This window comes from Clostridioides sp. LIBA-6622 (assembly GCF_056716095.1).
On sequence record NZ_CP196998.1, the window covers coordinates 3,359,450 to 3,384,598 of the forward strand.

Annotated in this window: 21 protein-coding genes; 7 read left to right on the top strand and 14 right to left on the bottom strand. The window is 30.0% G+C overall.

The features are described 5' to 3' along the window. Positions 1-11: 11 nt before the first annotated feature. Both ACTG47_RS15730 and ACTG47_RS15735 read right to left on the bottom strand, forming a co-directional pair. Entirely contained in the window at positions 12-1,211 is a 1,200-nt protein-coding gene (locus tag ACTG47_RS15730) for a dipeptidase (protein ID WP_479925245.1), read from the bottom strand. Between the two features lie 259 nt (positions 1,212-1,470). Next, positions 1,471-3,516 (bottom strand): sigma-54 interaction domain-containing protein, encoded by a 2,046-nt coding sequence (locus ACTG47_RS15735; RefSeq protein WP_479925246.1) that lies wholly within the window; start codon positions 3,514-3,516, stop codon positions 1,471-1,473. A gap of 246 nt (positions 3,517-3,762) precedes the next feature. On the opposite strand from ACTG47_RS15735, the gene ACTG47_RS15740 reads away from it, so the two are divergent. Further along, a complete protein-coding gene (locus ACTG47_RS15740; RefSeq protein ID WP_169465159.1) occupies positions 3,763-4,236 on the top strand; it encodes a MarR family transcriptional regulator in 474 nt (157 codons plus the stop codon). Positions 4,237-4,389: 153 nt separating this feature from the next. Next, positions 4,390-5,625, top strand: coding sequence for an MFS transporter (locus ACTG47_RS15745; RefSeq protein ID WP_479925247.1), 1,236 nt, complete (start codon positions 4,390-4,392; stop codon positions 5,623-5,625). Between the two features lie 248 nt (positions 5,626-5,873). Here ACTG47_RS15745 and ACTG47_RS15750 read toward each other — a convergent pair whose 3' ends face one another. The 4 genes from ACTG47_RS15750 to ACTG47_RS15765 form a co-directional block, all read right to left on the bottom strand. Continuing rightward, positions 5,874-6,683, bottom strand: coding sequence for an alpha/beta fold hydrolase (locus ACTG47_RS15750; protein WP_479925248.1), 810 nt, complete (start codon positions 6,681-6,683; stop codon positions 5,874-5,876). Positions 6,684-6,766: 83 nt separating this feature from the next. Beyond that, positions 6,767-7,300, bottom strand: a complete 534-nt coding sequence (locus ACTG47_RS15755) for a ferritin-like domain-containing protein (protein WP_169465165.1) — start codon at positions 7,298-7,300, stop codon at positions 6,767-6,769. Positions 7,301-7,450: 150 nt separating this feature from the next. After that, positions 7,451-8,800, bottom strand: a complete 1,350-nt coding sequence (locus ACTG47_RS15760) for a TldD/PmbA family protein (protein ID WP_169465167.1) — start codon at positions 8,798-8,800, stop codon at positions 7,451-7,453. Between the two features lie 11 nt (positions 8,801-8,811). Beyond that, positions 8,812-10,194 (bottom strand): TldD/PmbA family protein, encoded by a 1,383-nt coding sequence (locus ACTG47_RS15765; RefSeq protein ID WP_479925249.1) that lies wholly within the window; start codon positions 10,192-10,194, stop codon positions 8,812-8,814. Positions 10,195-10,437: 243 nt separating this feature from the next. Here ACTG47_RS15765 and ACTG47_RS15770 point away from each other — a divergent pair, with 243 nt between their 5' ends. From ACTG47_RS15770 to ACTG47_RS15790, 5 genes are all read left to right on the top strand, one after another. Beyond that, complete coding sequence (locus ACTG47_RS15770; protein WP_479925250.1) at positions 10,438-11,652, top strand: NAD(P)/FAD-dependent oxidoreductase; 1,215 nt, start codon at positions 10,438-10,440, stop codon at positions 11,650-11,652. Between the two features lie 196 nt (positions 11,653-11,848). Then, complete coding sequence (locus ACTG47_RS15775; RefSeq protein ID WP_479925251.1) at positions 11,849-13,741, top strand: sigma 54-interacting transcriptional regulator; 1,893 nt, start codon at positions 11,849-11,851, stop codon at positions 13,739-13,741. A gap of 269 nt (positions 13,742-14,010) precedes the next feature. After that, positions 14,011-14,985, top strand: coding sequence for a 2-keto-3-deoxygluconate permease (locus ACTG47_RS15780; protein WP_169465175.1), 975 nt, complete (start codon positions 14,011-14,013; stop codon positions 14,983-14,985). 20 nt (positions 14,986-15,005) lie between these two features. Beyond that, positions 15,006-15,281, top strand: a complete 276-nt coding sequence (locus ACTG47_RS15785; protein ID WP_479925252.1) for a UxaA family hydrolase — start codon at positions 15,006-15,008, stop codon at positions 15,279-15,281. A gap of 12 nt (positions 15,282-15,293) precedes the next feature. Further along, positions 15,294-16,457 (top strand): UxaA family hydrolase, encoded by a 1,164-nt coding sequence (locus ACTG47_RS15790; protein WP_479925253.1) that lies wholly within the window; start codon positions 15,294-15,296, stop codon positions 16,455-16,457. A gap of 152 nt (positions 16,458-16,609) precedes the next feature. Here ACTG47_RS15790 and ACTG47_RS15795 read toward each other — a convergent pair whose 3' ends face one another. The 8 genes from ACTG47_RS15795 to chbG all read right to left on the bottom strand — a co-directional run bounded on the left by ACTG47_RS15795 (position 16,610) and on the right by chbG (position 25,140). Further along, a complete protein-coding gene (locus tag ACTG47_RS15795; protein WP_479925254.1) occupies positions 16,610-17,950 on the bottom strand; it encodes an MATE family efflux transporter in 1,341 nt (446 codons plus the stop codon). Positions 17,951-17,961: 11 nt separating this feature from the next. Continuing rightward, on the bottom strand, positions 17,962-18,744 hold the full coding sequence (locus tag ACTG47_RS15800) for an ABC transporter ATP-binding protein (RefSeq protein WP_169465182.1): 783 nt from the start codon (positions 18,742-18,744) through the stop codon (positions 17,962-17,964). Positions 18,745-18,758: 14 nt separating this feature from the next. Beyond that, on the bottom strand, positions 18,759-19,781 hold the full coding sequence (locus ACTG47_RS15805; RefSeq protein ID WP_479925255.1) for a FecCD family ABC transporter permease: 1,023 nt from the start codon (positions 19,779-19,781) through the stop codon (positions 18,759-18,761). 5 nt (positions 19,782-19,786) lie between these two features. Further along, the gene (locus tag ACTG47_RS15810) at positions 19,787-20,800 is read right to left on the bottom strand and encodes a FecCD family ABC transporter permease (RefSeq protein ID WP_479925256.1); all 1,014 of its coding nucleotides are present in this window, start codon (positions 20,798-20,800) and stop codon (positions 19,787-19,789) included. A gap of 123 nt (positions 20,801-20,923) precedes the next feature. Continuing rightward, positions 20,924-21,862: an iron-hydroxamate ABC transporter substrate-binding protein gene (locus ACTG47_RS15815; RefSeq protein WP_479925257.1), complete on the bottom strand. Its 939-nt coding sequence runs from the start codon at positions 21,860-21,862 to the stop codon at positions 20,924-20,926. Positions 21,863-22,226: 364 nt separating this feature from the next. Next, positions 22,227-23,546 carry a diguanylate cyclase domain-containing protein gene (locus ACTG47_RS15820; protein ID WP_479925258.1) on the bottom strand — a complete coding sequence of 440 codons (1,320 nt, stop codon included), beginning with the start codon at positions 23,544-23,546 and terminating at the stop codon, positions 22,227-22,229. Positions 23,547-24,078: 532 nt separating this feature from the next. Further along, positions 24,079-24,396 (bottom strand): PTS lactose/cellobiose transporter subunit IIA, encoded by a 318-nt coding sequence (locus ACTG47_RS15825; protein ID WP_479925259.1) that lies wholly within the window; start codon positions 24,394-24,396, stop codon positions 24,079-24,081. A gap of 12 nt (positions 24,397-24,408) precedes the next feature. Next, on the bottom strand, positions 24,409-25,140 hold the full coding sequence (chbG, locus tag ACTG47_RS15830) for a chitin disaccharide deacetylase (protein ID WP_479925260.1): 732 nt from the start codon (positions 25,138-25,140) through the stop codon (positions 24,409-24,411). Positions 25,141-25,149 lie beyond the last annotated feature (9 nt).

Sequence of the window (25,149 nt, forward strand, 5' to 3'; positions counted from 1 at the left end):
ACTCTATTTACTTATTTCCATATCTGCTTTAATACTCTAAGTATATTTCCTCCCAGTACCTTTTCTATTTCCTCATCACTGTATCCATTTTTCACTAAATATCTAACAATATTTTTTGAAGTCTCAGTTGGATTCTCAAGCCCTTTTACATATTCTACTTTAGGATGTTCTTTTGTACCTGTTATTTTTTTTATATCAAATTTAGCAGCTAATACTGAGTGTAATTTTACATGGTCACCATATACTGTATCTGGTCCAAATGCTACATGGTCTATTCCTACTAAGTTTTTGATATACTCAAAATGCTCCATAAATGAATCTATTGAATGTTCTTTATTTTTCTCAGTTATTGTCGTATGAGGTGCAGCTTCTACACCTATAACGCCTCCTTTTTTAGCACATGCTATTAGCACTTCGTCTGGAGTCAATCTTTTCGTATCCCACAAGCCTCTTGCCCCAACATGACTTAATATTATTGGGTCTTTACTATACTCTATAACATCAAGTGTTGTTTGTGCTCCAACATGAGAACAATCTATTGCCATACCAATCTTATTCATTCTTTCAACAGCTTTTCTACCAAAATTAGTAAGACCTCCGTCTTTTTCTTCTTTTAACCCAGAACCTAACGCGTTGGATTCACTGTATGTGATACCCATTAACCTTATACCAAATCCATATAATATATCTATTCTATCAAGTTCATTCTCTATTGGTGCTGCTCCTTCTAGTGTTGGTATCAATGCCACTTTACCTTCACTTTTAGCTCTATATATGTCTTCCACTTTTTCACACTTTATAACAAAATCTTGGTGTGCTAAATCACATAACCTCATGCCTAAATCAATTAATATGTCATCCCATTTCCATCCTGCATTTGATGTTATTGTGCACACACCATCCATTAGGTTATCAAATATAGCATCGTAATATCCTCTTGATAGTGCTTCATAAGCACATCTTTGTTTACCTTCTCTGTTGTATTCAAATATATCTCTTTCTAAGTGCTCTGGAAATAAAACTGGATGTTCATGTAGAGATATAAATACTTTTTCATCTACTATATTTTTAACTTTAGCTTCTTGAACATCATCTAATTCGATAAGATACTCTTCTACTCTCTTATCTCCTTTACACATCTCAATAGATGAGATATCTTTTCCCTTTTCTAAATAACTATAAGCTTCATATCCTTTATAAGCTGACTTCATAACAACATCCTCCAAATTTTACAATTTTTTTATATTTTCACTATATAGCAATTGATATGCCAAAATATAAGTTTTAATTGCACATTAAATCTTTCAAAAAATAAAAACGGTAGTAAAATGACGATTTACTACTGTTTATTAGAAATAATATTTTTTGTTTATAATTCAATATTTTTAAAATTATCTTAATATTTAAAATAATTTTATTTATTTAAGACTATTATAGGGAGTTTTTAGGGGAGTATCTATTTCTAGTCCCCTATATTTCCCCCTTAAATTTTGCATATGATATAAAATTCTTTCCTTCATCAGTTATAAAGCTCCCTTGTTTTTTTACTCCAGAAGATAGTAATCCATGATTTTTTAACTTATCTATTCTTTTTCTAATTTGGTCTACACTTAATTTTATACTTTTTTCTTTTAAAATTTCTTGTAATTTATTTCTTCCTAAAGATATATTTTTATTATTCCAAGTTTCTATACTCATCAATATACAAATACTCTCATTAAAGAAATTTGATTGTTTGAAATCTAGTATAATTGAATCAAAATTTTCATTAACTAAAGTATTGTTATTTTCAAATTTGAATTGTTCTGGCAAATGCTCATAGTCTACCATGTCTTCCTCTACTATGGTGTCTATATAATAAATCAAATTTTTAAGTTCTCTTACATTACCTGGCCACTTATACAGTTTTAATACCTGCATCGACTTTTCTGTAAAACATTTATTACTATTTATTTCATCCAGGAAATACTTACTTATAAGGGGTATATCTTCCTTACGTGCCCTAAGCCTAGGTATTTCTATATTCAATACATTAATCCTATAATACAAATCTTCTCTAAAGGAACCTTCTTTGATTTTTTTCTTTAAATCCTTATTTGTTGCAGCTATAATTCTAACATCCACAGGTATAATTTTACTTCCACCCATTCTCATGACTTCTTTTTCTTGTAAAACTCTTAACAATCTTTGCTGTACATCCAAGGAGATATCACCTATCTCATCCAAAAAAATTGTTCCTGTATGTGCTCTTTCAAATATCCCTATTTTTCCACCTTTTATAGCTCCTGTAAAACTTCCCTCTTCATAACCAAAAAGTTCACTTTCAATGAGTGTATCTGATAAAGAAGATAGATTTACTGCAACAAACGGCTTGTCTTTTCTTAGAGATTCATTATGTATTGCCTGAGCAAATATTTCCTTTCCTGTTCCATTTTCTCCAAGTATCAACACCGAAAAATTTGTAGATGCTATTTTTCTTGCAATATTAATCTTTTCTTTTATTATCTTACTTTCTCCTACAACATTATCAAATGTGTACTTTGATACAAATCCTTTTGTCTGAAATTTATTTTGAATCTTATCTTCAAGCATCTGAATTGCACTTATATCTTTAATACTTATAATGCTTTTTATACGCTCATTATTTTCATACACATTTACTTTATTAATTATGAGTTTTTTATTATTTAAACTCACTACTTCATCGCTAACTTCATCCTCTTGAAAAAATATTTTTTTGATAGTTTTATCACTAAATAAATCCATAAAATTATTAGATATAATCTCATTTTGGTCTATCCCAACTAGATTAGAAAATACTTTATTGCAATATATAAATTTACCTAATTTATCAATAGAAGCAATACCTTCATCAATAATCTCCAAAAAACTTTTCATAGTTTTATTCATAGTTGTATAATACCTATATCCACTTACTGTATCTTCATTATATTTTTCTTTAATGATATGTAGTTTATCTATAGATATGTTCAGCTTTGTAAAGATTTCTATGACTGTATTTATATCGATTATTTTATCCCCTATGTCTATTATTTGCTTTACATTTTGTGGTATACTATTTCTGCTTCCTGTAATAATTCCAATCTCACATTTAGACTTATCACATCCTGGATAATATGGTATCAGATTAATATGAATTAATCCTAGTTTTCTAATTATCTTGGCTGTTTCATCTGCTGATTCTTTATAATCATCTATAACCATAACTTCAGAATCATTTTCTATACTTATTATCTGATTTATATTTTCAATGTTTATTGTACGATGTATTATTACAATTGGTATATTTTTATCGATATTATTGTGTATGTGTTCTTTTATCTCATTATCTGAACATACTATAAGTTCATACTTTAATAGTTCAATATTTATTCTATCTATATAAACCAAATTATCTATATTGCAAAATTCTCCAAATATATTTTCTAACTGTTTTGAGATATCTATATTTATTTTGTCATCTGTTGATACAAATAAAATATTATGTTTTTTCATACCACCACCTCCTATTTAGTGAATATAGAAACTAATAATTTGGTCTATTGTAGCACTTTTTGAAAAAGTTTTAAATCTTAAAAATCATATTTTATATCATTTGGTATTATTTTCTATAGGAAAGTTGTCTATGCTATCTTTTTTATATATTATTTAATTTCTAATATGATTATTTTGACGTTGTTGAAATAGTAACAAAAATTTAATATAATGTTGTTAATGCATCAACGAATTGGAGGACGGTTCATGAATAAAGAAGAGCAAGTCATAACAGGCTTTAGGAACTTATTTAACAAACTGGCTTGGCTTAATAAGTCTAAGATGGAAGAGGCACTTAAGGATTATAAACCTTCTGAGGTACATTGTATAGAATACATTGCAAAAAATACAGATTCCAACGTAACAAAACTTGCAGAATCTTTTTATATGACTAGAGGAGCCATGAGTAAAGTAACTAAAAAACTCATGAAAAAAGGCTATATTGAAAGTTATCAAAAACAGGATAATAAAAAAGAAATCTATTTTAGGCTTACTAAGCAAGGAAAAGCAATTAACAAAGTTCATGAGGAACTGCATAGAGAATTTCAAGAAAGAGATAAAACTGTATTTGAAGATGTAACAGAAGAGCAACTTAACAGTATGATTAACCTTGTAGAAAGATATAATAATCATTTGGATGCAGAGATTAAAAAACTTGATATAGATATTAAATCAGAATAAATTTAGATGAATAAAATAAAATTACAAGCAACCAGACTCAAACGAGAACAGGTTGCTTTTTTTATTTTTACTTTTTGTTGACAAAGAAACAAAATGATGATACGATAAATATGTTTCCAAGGAACCAAAATAACTTTTGAAAGGAGAATTTAAATGTTCAAATTTAAATCAAACAACAAACGAATCACAGAACAAACCCTAAATAAAAAGGCTTTAACATTTGGTCTTATGTCTGTGTTTCTTTGTGGAATAGGCTTCAGTATTATAAATCCTGTTGTCCCATTCTTAGTACAACCTTATATAACTAATCCAAAAAATCAAGCAATAGTCGTTACGCTACTTACATCCATTTATGCATTCTGTGTATTTTTTGCTGCTCCTGGGCTTGGAGCTTTGAGTGACAGATATGGTCGACGTCCTTTACTCTTAATATGCTTCTTAGGCTCTGCAATTGGATACCTAGTCTTTGGTATGGGAGGAGCTCTATGGGTATTATTTGTAGGACGTATAATAGAAGGTCTAACAGGAGGTAGTATAAGTACTATCTTCGCATATTTTGCAGATATCACTCCTATAGAACAACGAACAAAATACTTTGGATGGGTTAGTGCAGTTGCAGGTGCAGGCGCTGCTATAGGGCCTACTATTGGTGGCTTACTTGCAAGATTTGGTTATTCTGTCCCTATGTATTTTGGCGCTACAATTACTTTATTAAATTTTATCTATGGATTCTTATATATGCCTGAGAGTCTTGATAAAACTAATAGACTTAAAAAGATTACATTTGTAAGATTGAATCCATTCACACAACTCACAAGTGTACTTTCCATAAAGACCTTAAAAAGATTGCTTATATCAGGATTTTTACTTTGGATACCCAATGGCTCTTTGCAGGCTGTCTTCTCTCAATTTACACTAGATACTTTTAATTGGGGGCCTACACTAATTGGACTTATGTTTTCAATTATGGGTATACAAGATATAATTTCACAAGGTTTTATAATGCCAAAACTTCTACTAAAGCTTCGTGATGTACAAATAGTAATTCTAGGAATGGTTTCAGAGATTGCAGGTTACTGTTTTATAGCTACATCAGCTTTATTCTCATTCTATCCTCTTTTTATTATTGGAATGTTTATATTTGGCTTTGGTGATTCAATCTTTGGACCTTCATTCAATGGTATGATATCCAAATCTGTAGATTCTAGTGAACAAGGGAGAATTCAAGGAGGTAGTCAGTCTATTCAATCTTTAGCAAGAATAATTGGACCTATTATTGGAGGTCAAATCTATGTATTATTTGGTCATGCTTCTCCTGCTTTCATGGGTATAATACTTATATCAGCAGCAATATCAGTTCTACACAAAGGTATGCAAATAAATAAATAGCCATATACTTTATTCAGATAAGTATCTATTTTTATTTTCGATTATATATTTATTAATTTTATTTATAAAGGAATTTTTTCTAAATAATATACATAACACTTATCTTTAATGACATATAATAATAGGGTCTCAGAACTTAGTGATAGTTCTAAAACCCCATTTATCTATAGTATATGAAGTGGCATAATACTCCATCTATACCACTTTATAATATACTATTACTTTATTTTAAATATTCTAAGATATCTCTATTCCTCTAAAAACTGTAAGAATTCCTGATTAAATAGTTTGAGTTCATCATAGAATATAGCATGACCACTATACTCAAAAGTATATAAAGTTGAATCTTCTATTTTTTCATTCATAAAAACTGCAAACTCATATGGGCATACTTGGTCTAATTTTCCATGGAAGATACCTGTTGGCACTCTTACACATTTTAAATCATTAAATAATTCTTCATCTCTTAAAGATACTGCTGTTGCAATCGTACCAATACCTGATGCACTAAAACCAATATCGTCAAACCACCTTCTAAAGCTTTCTGATGGATTTGATGCAAATACTTGTTCTCCAAAATTGCTTACCATTTCTGGTCTATCAGTACATGCCTGAGCTATCAAATGATTAACATCTTCACGTGTCATTCCATACAGAAACTCTGGAGGTCTTTGTACAAACGATGGTGCTGCTGCTGCAAGCAATGCTAATTTTGATACCCCATATCCATGAAACAGACTCATATATCTAAGTACAATTGCTCCTCCCATTGAAAAACCAACAAGAGTAAAGTCTTTTAATCCAATAGCATGTACCACCTTATAAATATCATCTGCTAATTGGCTATAAGTATATCCTCCTGATGTCGCACCAGATTTTCCAAAACCTCTTAAATCAATTGAAACTGTTCTATATCCGAGTTTCGGCAGTATGTTAGTTTGATATTCAAATATCTTATGTCCTAATGGCCAGCCATGTATAAAAAGTACTGTTTTTTTAGCACTCGGATTTAAATCATAAACTGCTATATTTATATCATTTACATATACATAATACATATCAATAGCAACTCCCTTCAAGAAAATGTATGATAGTAATTTTATATATATGAATAAAATGATGAATAACTAAACTTTTAAGTTTATCTACAGTACTTTTCTATTGCTTTTTTAAACAAGCCTACATGAACCTTTTCATCTAAAATTATTCTATTTAATATAGCTTTTATATAAGGGTCTTCTATAATACTTATATCTCTATAATAATTATCAATGGCTACATACTCCAAATTTAAATCTGATTTTAGTCTGTCGCAAATGGAATCTCCATAATATACAAAACCACCATTCCAATATGCACCACATGAACTTGTAGAACCCCTGTATATAGGATTTCCACCCAATAGTCTTATTGTCTTAGCTAATATCTCCATATGTAACATCTCTGTTATAGATATATTTACCCACATTTCATTAAGTTCCTTATAATTTTTATCTGAATCAAAATCATGGTATAAGTACTGTGTTACACTTGTAAATTCACTAGCTCTACCAGAATAATCATCCATCAGTAGTTCTGCATAATACTTATTTGGTCCTGATACTCTGATTTCTGGGTATGGTTCATCACTTGAGTATCCCTTTCTCTTATGCATATCGTAATGTGCATCACTCATAATATATCCTCCTTTAAATTTAACATATGATATTAATTGTATGTATCCAAATTCGTCTATATGATTTAAATAACAAAATTTAAATTATAAAGTAAGAAGCCATGTTAATCAAAATTAACATGGCTTTTTACTTTATACAATTATTTTTACTTATTCATCTTTACCTGCTACTGATAATTCTTTAATAGCAACTGAAGGTGAACCTATACTACTCATTGGAAATTCTAAATCATTCCCTATAACTTCAATATCTTTCAACAAGTCAAAATAGTTTCCTGCTACTGTAATTTGCTCTACTGGAAATACTTTTTTACCTTCTTTGATATAAAAGCCTTTAGCTGCTAAAGAAAAATCTCCTGTTACTGAATTTGCACCTGAATGAAGCCCTGCAAAACTAGTAACCATCAATCCTTCACCTATGTCCTTCATAATTTCATCTATAGATTTATCCCCTTTCTCTATATAGAAATTAGTTGGATGTATACCTATAGGTGATGAATATGAAGATTTTATTCCATTTCCTGTAGTTTTTACATTTGCCTTATTAGCCGTCTTTAAATTATGAAGTAAAGTTATAAGCTTGCCATCTGAAATGACTTCTTTTCTAAAGGTAGCTACTCCTTCATCATCAAAAGGAGTAGATGCCATACCATTTTCTAAAAGTGGGTCATCAACTATTGTAACTATAGGAGATGCTATCATATCCCCTTCTCTATCCTTTAATAAAGATAATCCTTTTTGAGCTGAATCAGCATTAAATATTCCAGAGAATGTGCTAAGTAAAGATACCATAGCCTCATTAAACAATATAGTTCTATATTTACCTGATGGAATACTCTTACCCCCTACCTTAGATAAAGCATCTTCAACACCAAGTTTTGCTATCTCGTAAGGCTTTATTTCTTCAATAGAAGTTGCTATATTGTACCCTACTCCATCGTATTTTTGTTCATTGTCTTGTATGATGGGAACTACAAATCCTATGAGCATATTAGTCTTATTACTTAAATCAAGACCTTTAGTATTATATATACCATTACTTGATACAGAATAAGATATAGTACATCTAGATAAATTTATTACTTTATCTGAATAAGCCTTAGTTTCTTTTTCAATTTCTAAAGCTAAATCAATCAACTTATCCGCTTCTAAATTTTCTAGCTCTTTAGAATAAGTCTTTACCTCATTATATTGTTTGTCACCTTCATATATAAATTGTACATCTTCATTTTCAATGGTATTTACTCCATCTTTTGCATTTTTTATCAACATATCAACAGCTTTATCATCCAAAATTTCTGTATAAGAGTAACCTATTTTCCCATTTATCTTCCCTCTAAAAGATAGACCAAAAGACTTATCAAGATTGTATTTTTCAACTTCGCCTTCATATATATTTATACTTAAATTTTCTCCTGTATAATAGTATACCTCACACTCTTCAAAACCTTCACTTAGAGCTTTTTTAAATAATATATCTTTAAAACTTTTAAGTTCCATACTTATCCCTCCTATCTTCCACCTACAGTAATTTCTTTTACTCTTATCATAGGTTGACCTACATTAGTTGGTATACTTCCTGATGATGAACCACACATCCCCTGAGCTTGTTCTAAGTTATCCCCAACCATATCTATGTTCATAAGTACATCGCTACCTTTTCCAATTAAACTAGCGCCTCTAACTGGCTCTTGTATTTCTCCATTTTTTATCAAGTATCCCTCTGAAACTGCAAAATTAAACTCTCCTGTTACAGGATTTACAGAACCACCACCCATTTTTTTAGCATAAAGACCATCTGGTATTGACTTTATAATATCTTCTGGCTTATCTTCTCCAGCAGCAATATAGGTGTTGGTCATTCTTGAAGTTGGAGCGAATTTATAGTTTTGTCTACGAGAGCTTCCTGTAGGATTCATTCCCATTCGTCTTCCATTAAGCTTATCTATCATATAAGACTTTAATATCCCATTTTCGATTAATATATTTTTTTGAGCTGGATTTCCTTCATCATCTATATTCATGGAACCCCAGTAATTTGGTATTGTTCCATCGTCTATAGCCGTAATCTTTGTAGAAGCAATCTGTTGACCTAATTTATCTGCAAATACAGAGTTCCCTTTTGCAACTGCTGTAGCTTCCAGAGAATGTCCACAAGCTTCATGGAAAATTACCCCTCCAAATCCATTATCGATTGCCACCATCATATTGCCTGCTGGACAATTTTTAGCATGTAACATAGTATGTGCTACTCTAGCTGATTCTCTTGCATAGTATTCTGGGTCTATTTCTTCAAATATCTCAAATCCTTTGCAACCTCCTGGTCCTTCAAATCCAGTTTGATTTTCATTGCCTTTAGATGCAACTGAGCTTATTCCAAGTCTAGTTCTTATTCTTCTATCCTCAACATATATCCCTTCAGTATTTGCAATTAATATTTTTTGGTCTTTATCTGAATAATTAACACTTACTTGAGATATATCACTACTAAACTCTTTTGCACTCTTATATGCAATCTTCATTACATTTACTCTATCTCTATTACCTATTGAATTTGGATAAATTTTTATATTATGTATGTTATTTATTTTAATACTGTCATTTAATATTACACTTTTCCCATTTTCTAATTTACCTAAAGCAACAGCAGCTTTATATGCTACATCCAACAGACTATTTAAAGAATTGTCACTTGTATAAGCATAGATACTCTTTAATCCTTTAAATATTCTTATTCCTATACCATAATTTCTTCCACCTATTGCATTTTCTACTTTATTATCTATTAAACTAATAGAATTATTTAAAGTGTCTTCTTCAAAAATCTCAGCAAAGTCTCCTCCGGTAATTAGGCACTTTTCTAATACCTTTGAAGCTATATCTTTTGAAAGCATAAATTTACCTCCTACTTTAAATTTTTAATTAATTTTTATTAAATCCCTTTTCTTATTAAAACATTATATACCACTATTACTTAAAACAAAGTACTTATGAATATATTATACATATGTTTTACACTAAAATGTTATCACATTTTTATTTATACATACCCATATATCCAGATAATTAAAATGTATAATATTATTTGCTATAGAAAATAATACACTCATACATAATAAATGTTAGGAGTGAAATATATGAATCAAGAATATGTAAAAGGAAAGCCTATTTTTACTAATATAAATAAAATCCCAAAACAATTTCCATATCTTACTGAGGATATTGATACTGATGTTATAATTGTTGGTGGCGGCGTTACTGGATGTATTTGTGCTTACTATCTAGCTAAAAATAATATAAAATCAGTCATTCTTGAAAAAGGAAGGATTGCACATGGAAGCACTAGTGTAACCACTTCTCTTTTGCAGTATGAACTAGATGACAATTTGATAGACTTAACGGAAGTTATGACTTTAACTGATGCCTTGAAGGCATACAACCTTTGCTTATCAGCACTTGAAGAATTAGATGAATTTATAGAACTATATGGAAATAAGTGTGATTATGCTAAAAGAGATACTCTACTTTACACTGCTAATAAACTTGAGATTAAGGCTATAAAAGAAGAATATAATTTAAGAAAAGAAAATGGATTTGATGTTGAATATATTGATGAATCTACAAACCCTTTTAGTTTTGATTTAAAGTCAGGGCTGATAGCAAAAAATGGAGGTAGAGAATTAGACCCATATAAATACAGTCATCATTTAATCGATGTAAGTCTAAAAAATGGCCTTCAGGTATATGAAAATACAGAAGTAAAAAAAGTAGATTTTTCAAATGATAAAGTAACTGCTGAGGTATCTTATGGTTATAAAGTTCATGGAAAAAAACTAATTGTAGCTACAGGATATAATACAAGTTTATTTACCAAAAGAAACTTTGCAACTAAGTCAAATACTTTCAATATAGCAACAAAGCCACTTAAAAACATAGATTCTTGGAAAAACAATATTCTAATTAGAGATAACTGCGACCCTTATAATTATCTAAGAACTACGAAAGATAATCGATTAATCATAGGCGGCGAGGATGTAAGTTTTGATGATATAGAAAATGAAACTTTAGCCAATAAAAAGTATGACATTTTAGAGCAAAGATTGAAAAGCATGTTTAAGGATATAAAGGATATACAGATTGAATATAAATATTGTGGTTGTTTTGCTTCTACTTTAGATAATTTAGGATTTATTGGACCAGATAACAAAAACCACAATTTATGGTATTGCCTGGGTTATGGAGCAAATGGAATACTATTTGCAATATTAGGCGGTATAATGTTGAGTGAATTGTATCTTGGTAAAGAAAATAGAAATATGAAATTGTTTAGAGTAAATAGATTTGACAAATAGATATTATACATTAAAAGACTGTACAAAAAGGAGTTTTAGAATTCTAAAACCTAACTTTTATACAGTCTTTTATAATGTTCTTTTTAAAAATACTTTATTTATAATTAAATATAAAGTAAAATATTAAAATATAACTGATAAAATTTAGTCTTAGTATAATATTTAAGTTTATTTGATGAAACATGGAGGAATTATTATGAAAGAAATACTCGTTATTGCTCCTACTAAAGGAACCTATGAAAAATCAATTCACATAGTTAAAAAAAACAAGTATACAAATATTGATGTTGTATTTGGCAATCTAAAAGAAGGGATACCTCTTGCAGAAAAAAGCATTAATCATGGAACTAGAATCATCATAAGCCGAGGTGGTACTTATAATATGCTAAAATCTACTTACAACATACCTATAGTTGAGATTAAAGTAGATGCTTATGATATCATAGAAAGCTATAAAGAAGTAAAAAACTCTAATGAGCCATTTGGAATAATTGGATTTAATAATGTAATCTATGGTTTTGACATCATAGAAGAAATATTAAATAAGAAAATAACTATGATTGAAATTGAAAAAGAAGAAGAAATTTATGATGCTATAGAGAAATACAGAAAAAAAGGTATCAACACATACATAGGAGATACTACTGTTGCACATATTGTTAAAAGACTCAATTGCAAGGGAATATTAATCGAGTCTAGGGAAGAAAATATACTTAGAGCTATTCAACAAGCAGAACAAATACTTGATGCAACCAAAGATGAACAAAAAAGAAGATTACAGATAGAGGCTATGACAGATTTTGTACATGATGGCATAATAACTGTTGACAAAAACTTTATAATCACATTATTTAATAAGAGTGCAGAAAAAATATTTGGCATAAAAAAGGAGAATGCACTTTATCATAACATTATAGATGTTATTCCAAATACAGTCCTACCACAAGTAGTTCAAACTATGGAGCCTCAAATTGGTGAGATACAAAATATAGGAAGTACAAAAATAATTACAAATAGAGTTCCAATCATCGTCGATGGTCAAATTCAAGGAGCTGTTTCTACATTTCAAGATAGTAAGGAGATAAGCTCTTTTGAGCATACAATAAGAAGAAGTCTATTAAATAAAGGTCTTTCTGCTAAGTACACTTTCGATGACATAATACATGCTAGTGAAAAAACGAAAAATTGCATAGAAATTGCAAAGAAATATGCCTGTTATGACACTCCTATGATTATTACTGGAGAATCGGGTGTTGGTAAAGAACTGTTTTGTCAAAGTATACACAACTATAGTAAACGTAAAAATGCACCTTTTGTAGCTGTAAATTGTGCTGCCATACCTCCTTCTTTAATAGAAAGTGAGTTTTTTGGTTATGAGGAAGGTTCATTTACAGGTGCAAGAAAAAAAGGCAAAGCAGGTGTATTTGAACTAGCACATGAAGGTACAATTTTTCTTGATGAAATAAGTGAAATTCCTCTTGAACTTCAAGGACGACTACTGAGAGTCTTACAGGAAAAACAAGTTATGAGAATTGGAGGTGATAAAGTCATTCCTATAGATGTAAAAATTATTTGTGCCTCTAATAAAAACTTAAAAAATATGATGCGTGATGGTTTATTTAGACAAGACCTTTATTTTAGAATAAATATCTTAACTTTATATCTACCTTCATTAAAAGAAAGAAAAGAAGATATTTTAGAATTGTCAGAATTTTTCATACATAAATATTCAATCAAATACAACAAAACACCTTTAATCATCACTCCAAATATCAAGCAAGTACTTCTTGAACGAGAATATGAAGGAAATATAAGAGAATTAGAAGGAATGATGGAAAGGGCTGTTATTGTAGAATCATTTGACTCAATTTTGTTAGAAAAATATAATAGTGAGTATACAAACAATATAGGTAATATGAATAATAATAACTTGGATTGTAATAACTTGGATTTAAATACACTAGAAAAAAAATATATCTACAAAATTTACAACGAAAACAATAGAAATACTACAAAGACTTGTGAAATTTTAAAAATAACTCGCTCTACTCTATGGAGAAAGTTAAAAGAAATTGAAAGTAATGTTTAAAAATAATACATTCTTAATATATCGAAACGTTTTATGTTTAATTTTAATACATAAGGCGTTTATTTATTTTAAATGAAAAACACTATTACATAATAAAATAATTATTTTTAATGTTAAAGTTTACACAATTCTGCTTCTAATTCTAAGTAACTTACCGTGTTTCAAGTAATCAATAAAAATAATCATAATAACTTAAAACATAAAATCTATATATTGGCATAGTAATTGCTTTTAGATACTTATATAAAAATGAAAAGGAGTGATACTAAATGCACATCTTAAAATCAGTGAAAAAGATGCCAGGAGGACTTATGGTATGCCCCCTATTATTGGGAGCACTATTTAATACAGTATGTCCACAAGCCCTAGAAATTGGAGGATTCACAACATCCTTATTTAAAACTGGTGCAATGAGTATACTTGCTCTATTTTGTCTATGTAATGGAGCTCAAATTAACATTAGGCAAGCTGGTAAACCATTGACTAAAGGAATAGCACTTACAGCAACAAAATTCGTAATTGGTGCAGTATTAGGTATTATTGTTAGTAAATTTATAGGTCCTAAAGGTATCCTTGGTATTACACCACTTGCCATAGTTGCTACTATGACTAATTCAAATGGAGGTCTTTTTGCTGCACTTGCAGGAGAATATGGAGACTCTACAGATGTTGGAGCAATATCTATATTATCACTAAATGATGGTCCTTTTTTCACAATGCTTGCTTTTGGAGTGACTGGACTTGCAAATGTACCTATAGTAGCACTATTTGCAGCACTTATACCAATACTACTTGGATTTATACTTGGTAATCTCGATGAAGATATACGAGAATTCCTTGCACCTGGTACAACATTATTAATTCCTTTCTTTGCTTTCCCTTTAGGAGCTGCATTAAACTTTAATCAAATTATAACGGCTGGGTTACCTGGGGTTGCACTTGGTTTAGGAGTTACTCTAATAACAGGTATGGGTGGATACTTTGTAATGAAACTTATACGTGCAGAACATCCAGCAGTAGGTGCAGCAACTGGTACAACGGCTGGTAATGCAGCTGGTACTCCTGAAGCTTTAGCTGCTATAGACCCAACTCTAGCGACAATTGCAGCTGTTTCAACAGTACAAGTTGCTGCTGCTATCATTGTTACAGCAATATGTTGTCCAATGTTAGTTTCTTTCCTAGATAAGAGGGACAAAAGAAAAAAAACTATTTTTAAAACAAATGAAAATATTGAGGTAAATTAACATTTAAGGAGGTAAAAGTAATGAATGCAATTATTCATGCAAACGAAAAAGATAATCTAGTTACATGTGTTAGACCTTTAGTTAAAGGGGAGAAGGTTTCAATTGATGGAGAATCTTACATAGTAAATGATGATATCCCTGTTTTTCACAAGATGGCTACAGAGGATGTAAAAAAAGGTGATGTTGTCTATAAATATGGTGAAGTTATAGGAATCGCAACAGTCAACATAAAAACTGGTGACTATGTTCATGTACATAATATTGAAAGTACACGTGGTCGTGGAGACAAAAAATAGGAGGTAATTAAAATGAAATTAATGGGTTATTTAAGAGAAAATGGACAATTTGGTATTCGTAATCATGTTTTAGTTATTCCAACATCTGTATGTTCAAGTGAGACAGCTACAAGAATAGCATCACTTGTTCCTGGAGCAATAGCTATCCCTCATCAACATGGATGTTGTCAAATTGGTTCTGATATAGAACTTACAGCAAAAACATTGATAGGATTTGGTAAAAATCCTAATGTTGCAGCAGTTTTAGTGGTGGGTCTTGGTTGTGATGGTATTCAAGCAAAAGACTTGGCTTCTGAGATAGCTACAACAGGAAAAAAAGTAGATTATGTTGTTATACAAGAATGTGGTGGAACATTAAAGACAGTCTCTAAAGGAGCTGAAATAATAGGTCAAATGTCTCGTGAAGTATCAAAAGAAGTAAGGGTTGAATTCGATATGAGCGAAATTACATTAGCACTTGAATGTGGTGGCTCTGACCCAACAAGTGGAATAGCTTCAAACCCTTCAATTGGAGTTGCCTCAAACCTTCTTGTAGATGAAGGTGGAAGCAGTATACTAAGTGAGACTACAGAAGTAATTGGTGCAGAACATTTACTAGCTACTCGTTTTGAAGATGAAAAAATGAAAGATAAATTTCTTAAATTTGTAAGTGATGTAGAAAAAAGAGCAATTGCAATGGGAGAAGATTTACGTAGTGGTCAACCTACTCCAGGAAATAAAGCTGGTGGACTTTCAACAATTGAAGAAAAATCACTTGGATGTATGTATAAAGCAGGTAACAAACCATTCAAAGGTGCTCTTGAATATGCTGATATTTTACCTTCTGATAAAAAAGGTCTGTATTTTATGGATACGCCAGGACAAGATATAGATTCTATTACTGGTATGGTAGCAGGTGGTGCACAAATTGTAATTTTTTCAACTGGTAGAGGCACTCCAACAGGAAGCCCAATTTCTCCAGTTATTAAAATCACTGGAAATAGTGATACATACAACAAAATGCCAGATAATATAGATATAAATGCAGGTAGAATCATAACAGATGGTGCTAAGATAGCAGATATAGGTCAAGAAATATTCAGCGAAATAGTGGAAGTCTGTAATGGTAAATATACTAAAGCTGAAAGCCTTGGTCATAGAGAATTTGGTATTTATAGAATTGCTTCTACATTTTAATATCTGATAAATATAATATATAAAGTATCTTTACACTCCCCCTATAAATATACAAGCTAAAAATCTTTTAACATAAAATTTGAAATATATAAAAGGTCTATCTCTCAATAATCAAAATTATTTTTAGATAGACCTTTTATTTTCTAATATATCTATACTCGACTTATTTTAAATTCTCTTCTTAAGAATAATAATACAATTATCATAGCAATAAAATCCGCAATGGGCTGTGCTAACCAAACTCCATCTAAATTAAATTGAATTGGAAGTACAATAATTAATGGTATAAATAAAATAAATTGTCTTAGAAGAGTTAAAAACATAGAATGTTTAACCTTACTTACACATTGGAAATACACAGGTCCTACAATAGAAATTCCCATTATAGGCAATGTAATTAAGTTTATGTTTATACCTCTTACAGCTATCTCCATTAAGTCTGAATCTTTATTAAATATACCTACAAATACTTCTGGAAAAACTTGTACTACTAAAAATCCAAATGATAATATAACAATTGATACTATAATGGATAGTATTAAAGTTTTCTTTGCACGCTCATATTGTTTTGCACCATAATTGTATGATATTATAGTTTGCATACCTTGATTCAAACCAAACACAGGCATCATAAACATCAATAAAATAGATGTAAGTGCTGTCATAGCTCCAATAGCCAAATCTCCACCATAAGCCTTTAGAGAATTATTTGTAAACATATGAGTTATACTTATAGCTACTTCCATAGCAAAAGGTGTCATACCTATTGCAAATACATTTTTAACTATATCTTTATCCAACTTTAAGTTACATTTTTTTAGTTTTAGATTAGACTTCCCTCTTATAAAGTACTGTGTTACCCAAATAAATACTACCACTTGACAGAGTACAGTTGCTATAGCTGCTCCCTTTATGCCTAAATCAAACACAAATATGAATATAGGGTCTAATATTAAATTTAATACACAACCTACAATCATTGTTCTTGCTGCTAATTTTGGATTGCCTTCTGCCCTAATTGCATTATTAAGAGAAAATGCAACTAGATTAAATATACTTCCAACCAATATGACACTCATATAGTCTTTTGCGTAAGAGATTGAATCTTTACTTGCACCCAAAATAAAAAGTATATCTTCTAAAAAAACTAATCCTAATATAGTTATCATTAAAGATATAATTATAGATAATGTTAAAGCATTACCCAATATCTTTTCTGCTTCTTCTTTATTTCTTTCACCTAACTTTATAGACAATCTTGTACTAGCTCCTACCGATATTAGCATTCCAAAAGCTATTATTAGTGTGAATACTGGCATAGTTACACCAAGACCTGCAATAGCTATTGAACCAATTCCGTCCATAGAACCAATAAATGCTCTATCTACTACATTATAAAGCGAAGTCACCATCATTGCTATTATTGCAGGTATCGAATATCTAAGTAATAAAATCCATATTTTTTCGTGCCTTAATGCTTCTTGATTTTCCATGTTGTCACCATTTATACCATGTCATAAGTTATACAAATTGGTTTATTTGTTCTTGGGTCTGTTGCTATTTCTGCATCAATGTTAAATAATTCTTTTAGATTATCTTTTGTCATAACATCATATGCATCACCTTCACAAACTATTTTACCTTTCTTAATACCTATCATGTGGTCAGCAAATCTCGCCGCATTATTAAGTTCATGTATTACCATGACAATAGTTCTTCCTTGTTTTTTATTTAATTCGTCTAATAATTTTAGTATCTCTAACTGATGAGCTAAATCCAAATATGTTGTAGGCTCATCTAGTAGTAATATATCAGTCTCTTGTGCTAAAGCCATAGCTATCCATGCCCTTTGTCTTTGCCCTCCTGATAAATCTTCTATATTTCTATCTTTAAAATCTGAAATTCCAGTAACTTCTAAACTCCAATTTACAATATCTCTATCCTCTTTGCTAGAATTACCAAATCCACTTTTATGAGGAAATCTTCCATAAGAAATTAACTCTGAAACAGTAAGACCACTAGGAGCTTGAGGACTTTGTGGAAGTACAGCCATATCTTTTGCTATTTCTTTAGATTTCTTTTTATAGATATCCTTTCCATTTATATATATACTTCCACTTTTAGGACTAATAATTCTTCCTATAGTTTTAAGTATTGTTGATTTTCCACAACCATTAGCCCCTATTATAGTAGTTATTTTTCCTTTTGGTATATTTAAATTTAAATTTTTTACAATATCTGTGTTTCCATATGATATATTTAAATTCTTAGTATTTATACAGTTCATAACAACACCCTTTCCTAATCATTTGCCAACATTAAATAGATAAAGTATGGCACTCCTATTATAGAAACTACTATACCCACTGGTATTTCTATAGGTGCCAGAATATTTCTAGATATCGTATCTGCTACTAAAAGTAATAATGTTCCTATCAGTGCTGATACTGGTATTAATCTTTTATGTTTTGGTCCTATTATTTTTCTACCTATATGTGGAGCTATTAAACCTAAAAATGAAATACTACCCGCTACTGCTGTAGATACACCAGATAAAATTACTGCATATATTATAAGTCTTCTTCTTTGTTTTTCTACTTCTACACCAAGACTCGTAGATACTTCGTCACCCAAGTTTAAAACATCTATATACTTTGCTTTATACATAGTTATACCCATAAAAACTACTATAAATGGAAGTACAGCTATCACATATTTCCAACTAGTCCCCCAAATACTACCTGATGTCCATGCCATAACTCTATTAAACTCTTGTGTTGTAAATTTCAATTGAAATATCGTCAAAATTGAAGTAAAAGCTATGTTTATACCTATACCAATCAGTAGTAGTCTTGAAGAATTTATACCACCTTTCCATGCAAGAGAATATATAAGAAAAGCTCCAAATAAAGCTCCTACAAGTGCAACAACTGGCATTGTAAATACAGTAAGATTACTCATTCCTTCATAAACATTCCCATTCATAATGTATATATAAACGACTACAAATAATGCAGCACCTGAATTTATTCCCAAAATTCCAGAGTCTGCTAAGTCATTCTTTGTAACACCTTGAAGTATTACACCTGCTGTTGATAATGCTGAACCAACCAAAAGAGCTATGACTATTCTTGGCAATCTCAATTTGAATATAGCAATTTCATGATTCCGTTGACCTTCACCTAAAAAAGTCTTTATAACATCCATTGGTTCTATAGAAAATGAGCCCATGTTTAAACTCACTAGAAAAGTGACAAAAATAAGTACCACTAAAATTGATACAACAAGCAATGTTTTTGAATTGTTTTTCATAATATTTTTCATAGTACTTATTTTTCCCCCTTTCTAACAAGGTATATAAATATTGGCACTCCTATAAGCGCTGTTATAGAACCTACTGGTGTCTCATATGGAGGATTTATCATCCTACTTAATATATCTGTATATACAAGCAATACAGCTCCTAGAACTAGAGAACTTGGTATTATATACTTATAATCTGAACCTACTATTCCTTTAGCTATTTGAGGAACTATAAGACCTATAAAAATAATATTACCAGACACCGAAACAGATGCCCCAGTCATTAATATTACAAGTATTATACATATGAATCTAATAATATTAGTTTTTTGACCTAATCCTATTGCTACTTCTTCTCCAAGGCTTAATATAGTTATTCTTGGAGCCATAACCATAGCTAATATAAATCCAATACCACCAGCTATAAATAATAACTTTACACCTTCCCAATTTACTCCTACAAGACCACCTGATATCCAGAAGCTCAATTGTTGGGATAGATTAAAATACATAGATATCGCTGATGCTAAAGAAATTAACAGTGTCCCAAGTGCTACTCCTGCAAGAGCTAATTTTACATTATTAACTCTTCCTCTTGACTTAGAACTTATAAAATATATAAATAATCCACTTATACTTGCTCCGATAAATGCAAACATCATTACACTAAAGCTTCCATGTATAAGCTGAGGAAGTTTTTTTTGAAGTACTAGTGATATTGCAATTGCAAATGTAGCCCCTTGTGTAATGCCTATAACAGAAGGTTCAGCTATAGGATTTCTTGTTATCCCCTGCATTATTGCCCCAGAAACTGCTAAAAAGCCTCCAACAAGTGCTGCTGCTATTGCCCTTGGAAGTCTAACATCCTTTACTATTCTCATATTTATTCCATCTTCCATTTTTATTAAACTATCTATAACAGTGGATAGATTCATATTTTTTGCCCCAATAGCTATGGATAATACAATTCCAAGTACAAGTACAACTATACTTACTAATATCAACAAATAAGTTAAATTTTTTTTACTAAAATTAGTCAATTATCCTACCTCCTTCTCCCTTTTAATCGTTAGCATAATAACATCTATTAAATATTTTTTAAGCTTTACTAAAAATAGGTGTGAAAAATGAATATCATTATCTCACACCTACTAAGTTAAGAATTACTTTGTTAATTCATTTTTAACTGATTCTAATAATAACTCTTTTCCAATTGGATTATATGATTGACTAAAAAATGGAGCTGCATCAAGTATTGTTACATTTCCATCTTTTACTGCTCTTATTTGAGCCCAGATAGCACTATTTTCTAAATCTTTTTTATCTGATTCTGTTGCAATTACAACTATATGGTCTGCATCTATATCTGTTAGACCTTCCATACTTACCATTGGTAATGTTATTCCATCTTGCTTAGGCATGTTCTCAGGTCTAGCTAGCTTCATATCATCATTGATTAAAGTTCCTATTCCACCATCGCTAAATACCATAAATTGACCTGAACTTGCTAACACTGGTAAATAAGTTTTTTCTCCGTTTTTTTCTGTAACTTCTTTACCTAATTTTGTAGCTTTTTCATCATACTTCTGTAACCAACTTTTAGCATCCTCTTCTTTATCAAATAATTTTGATACATCAGTTAGCTTACTTCTCCAGTCATTTGCATAATCTTTCATCATTACTACAGGTGCTATTTCTTTTAATTGGTCATATATCTTCTCTTGTCTTTGACTCATTATTATTAAATCAGGATTTACTTCTAATATAGCTTCCATATCCATAGTATCCATCATTGAGTGTCCAACTATTTTTACATCTTTAAGCTCTTCTCTTATGTAACTTGGTAATTTATCAGTTTTATATGAGTCTACATTTGCTGTTGCAACAGGTTTATGACCTGCTAATAATAGTTCTTCACTACTTCCTGATATATCAACTATTTTTTTAGGATTTGATGGTATCTTAACCTCTCCTTTAACAGATTGTACAACTCTTGTATCTGAATTATCTTTATCCTCTGTATTTTTATCTGAACATGCTGTAACAAGTACCAGCGTAGTTATAATAGATATAAATATTGCAAGTGATTTTATTTTTTTCATGATTTTTTCTCCTACCTGTTTATTATACTTATATGATATTGATTATCATGAGCACATATTTATTATAGCATTTTTCTGTTTTTAGTCAATATTATTTTGTAAAAGGATAAAAATTCCTAATTAATCTTAATTATATATACTACAGATAAGGTTTTCTTAGTTTTAAGTAATATATTTAAATTTTGATAAAATAACTTTTTCTGCTAAGTAATGATAAAATGATATTATATTGCTAAGCTCCATTAACCTAAAAAAGGATATTGCAGATAAAAATGAGTTTAACAATAATCTTTCTTTATCTTAATTCAATTACATACAAAAAGTTCTCATTCTTATGTAGTTAAACAAGAATGAGAACTTTTATTTAAATGAATATTTCATTATACAGTTCCAGTAAATATGTATTTTTACCCTTTCTTTTTGCCTTGTATAAAGCTGTATCGGCATGATGATATACATCTACAAAGTCTGTATTTATTTTTGAAACTATGACTGCTCCAATACTGACAGAAACCTCTGTTGGTATCGATAACGTCTCTTTCGACTTTGCAACTTCCTTTAAAATCATTTCTAGACGTCCTTTTATTTTCTTTTTATTAATATCATTAAAGAAAATAAAAAATTCATCTCCACCTATACGCCCTACAAAATCGTAAACATCACATGCATTTTTAAGTACACTGGCTACATACTTCAATACTTCATCACCAAACACATGCCCATATAAATCATTAAATCTTTTAAAATTATCAATATCTATAACCCCACATACATATTCATCGTATTCTTCGATTACTCTATTTACAGATTTTTCTAAGCCATATCGATTGAAAAGTTCAGTTAGAGAATCTATTTCAGAATATTTGATTAGTTCACGCTCTCTGTTGCTTCTCCATTCATCTATTTCTTTCTGTTTTTGGATATTCTCACACCTTCCAATTACAATGCTCCATTTATCATTTTCTTTCTTCAGTCCCTTTGCAGAAACATGATACCAGTTCAATTCATGCTTATTGTTGAAAAGTAAAACCTCAACCTCTATCAGACTTTCACATTCTCCCAAGCTGTCCAGAAATAGTTCTTTATTCTCTTTGGTTGGTGATGCTTTTTTATCATCATCATCGTAATCACCACCAAATAATATGAGTGGACATTGTTCATTACTGGAATTGTATTCAAAAAATTGTTCGTGAACCAAAGAAGTAAATGCCTTATATCTTTCTTTTTCAAATTGAAGCTTTTCATTTGTCTCAACCAACTCTGTGATATCCGTATATAACAAGTACATTATAGGATAAATTCCCTTATAATAATCCTCCATGAAAATCCCTTTTACTTTTACCCATATGTTTTTTCCAGTAATATGTTTCAATCGGTAACGCATTTCAAATACTTCTTTATTATTCATAGCATTTACTGTTTCTTTCTGAACATACTCTATATCATCATGATAAATATAAAGACTACTATTAAAACCTTCTTTTTCAATTCGCCCTCTTGTTGTTCCAACTAGTCTTGCTAGACCATCATTATAATAAAGTATAGTAAAATTCTCATCACATGCGAATTTTCCTATCCCATCAGCAGCATACGCAAGCACACCCTCTAATTCTTTATCTTTTGCTTGTGCCATGCGTAACAGATATTCTAAATCCTTATTGTGTTCTTCCTGTGTCTGTTTCATATTTTCATATCCCTCCAGTTTTCTATTTTTCATTATAAATTCTTCTTTATTGAGAACACAATCTATTTTCCATATCAAATTATGATATAATTTTAATTATAAACTCTATAATGTCACATATATAGAACAAGGATATAATTTACAAAAATTAATGCCATAATAAGCTATATAGTTTGTTCAAAAGTATGCAATATCATTTTAACATTGCCAAGTAATAACTAACATATAGAATTCATAATGATAGGAATATACTATCTTTTATATATATGTCTTGTTTCTCATATCAGGATAATTAAATTGTTTGTAACTGTAATTTATGAAATGACTTATTTTATGAAATTATTATAATACTTTTTTACAAAGGTTACAACATATGAGAATACTTTTAATGAAAGCACAAGCAATTGGTGTTTTCATTCTGATTTTATGTCATAAATTATAAAAAAAGTGGGAATATTGTAAAATGGAAAAGGAGTTCCTAAGAGCTCCCTTTTCATTTTACAATATTCCCTTTTATGATAATAATTTTAAATTAATTATTTTCCAATCTTTCATATACATCTATAAATTCTTCTGCTAACTGCTGAAAGTTCATAGATGTCATCAAATGGTCTTGTGCATGAATAAGTATAACACTTATATCAGTTTTATTGCCACTAGCTTCATTTTGTATTAGTTCCGTTTGGAATTTATGAGCTTTATGAATTGATTCTTTTGACTTTTCAATACATTCTCTTGCTTTATCTATATTCCCGCTCTTTGCTTCTTTTATAGCCTCAAATGCCAATCCTTTTGCGTCACCTGCAAATCCAATTATTCCAAAAGATATTTCTATCATTTTTTCATCCATTTATTCTACCTCCTAGATATCTCTATAGCTTGATATGACTAATCCATTCTCTTCTAAAAATTCTTTGACACCTTTAGATGTAAGTATCTTGTGCTCTTTTGTTCTGTCAATCGCATAAGATGTAGAATTTAAAATATAATCATCTAAAAAAGCTGGGTGAGACATAATATCCACTACATCATACTTCATTATTTTGTCTATATTTTTTATAAAAAACTCCTCACTTACATTTTCCTTATAAAAACTATCAATTAATGGGACTATCTTTGAATACTCTAAATTATATTCAAATCCACCTCTTATTGGAAGGTCATACTTATTCACAATCTTCTCTATCACTGGTTTTAAACTTACTAAAGTATGGATATGATGGTGACTATCCAAATGAGATACTTCTATTCCAAGTTCTTTTACTTTATCTATTTGAGCACAAAGTTCTCTATAAATTTCATCACAATCCATGTTTTTAATAATTTCGTCTGTAATTCTTCTAATAAAAAAACCGTCTTTGTCAACAATAGTTTTTAAGTCAGACAATAATGGTCTACCACAACTTAAAGTCATATGAACTCCACAATTTAAAGACTTATTTTCTTTAAGTAATTTTGCTCCATGCTCTACCCCAGGCATATTCGCCATCATAGAAGTAGACTTAACTATTCCATTATTATGAGCTGATATTATACCATAATTAACAGCTTCACAATATCCAAAGTCATCTGCATTTATTATAATTTTAGTCATACCATAACC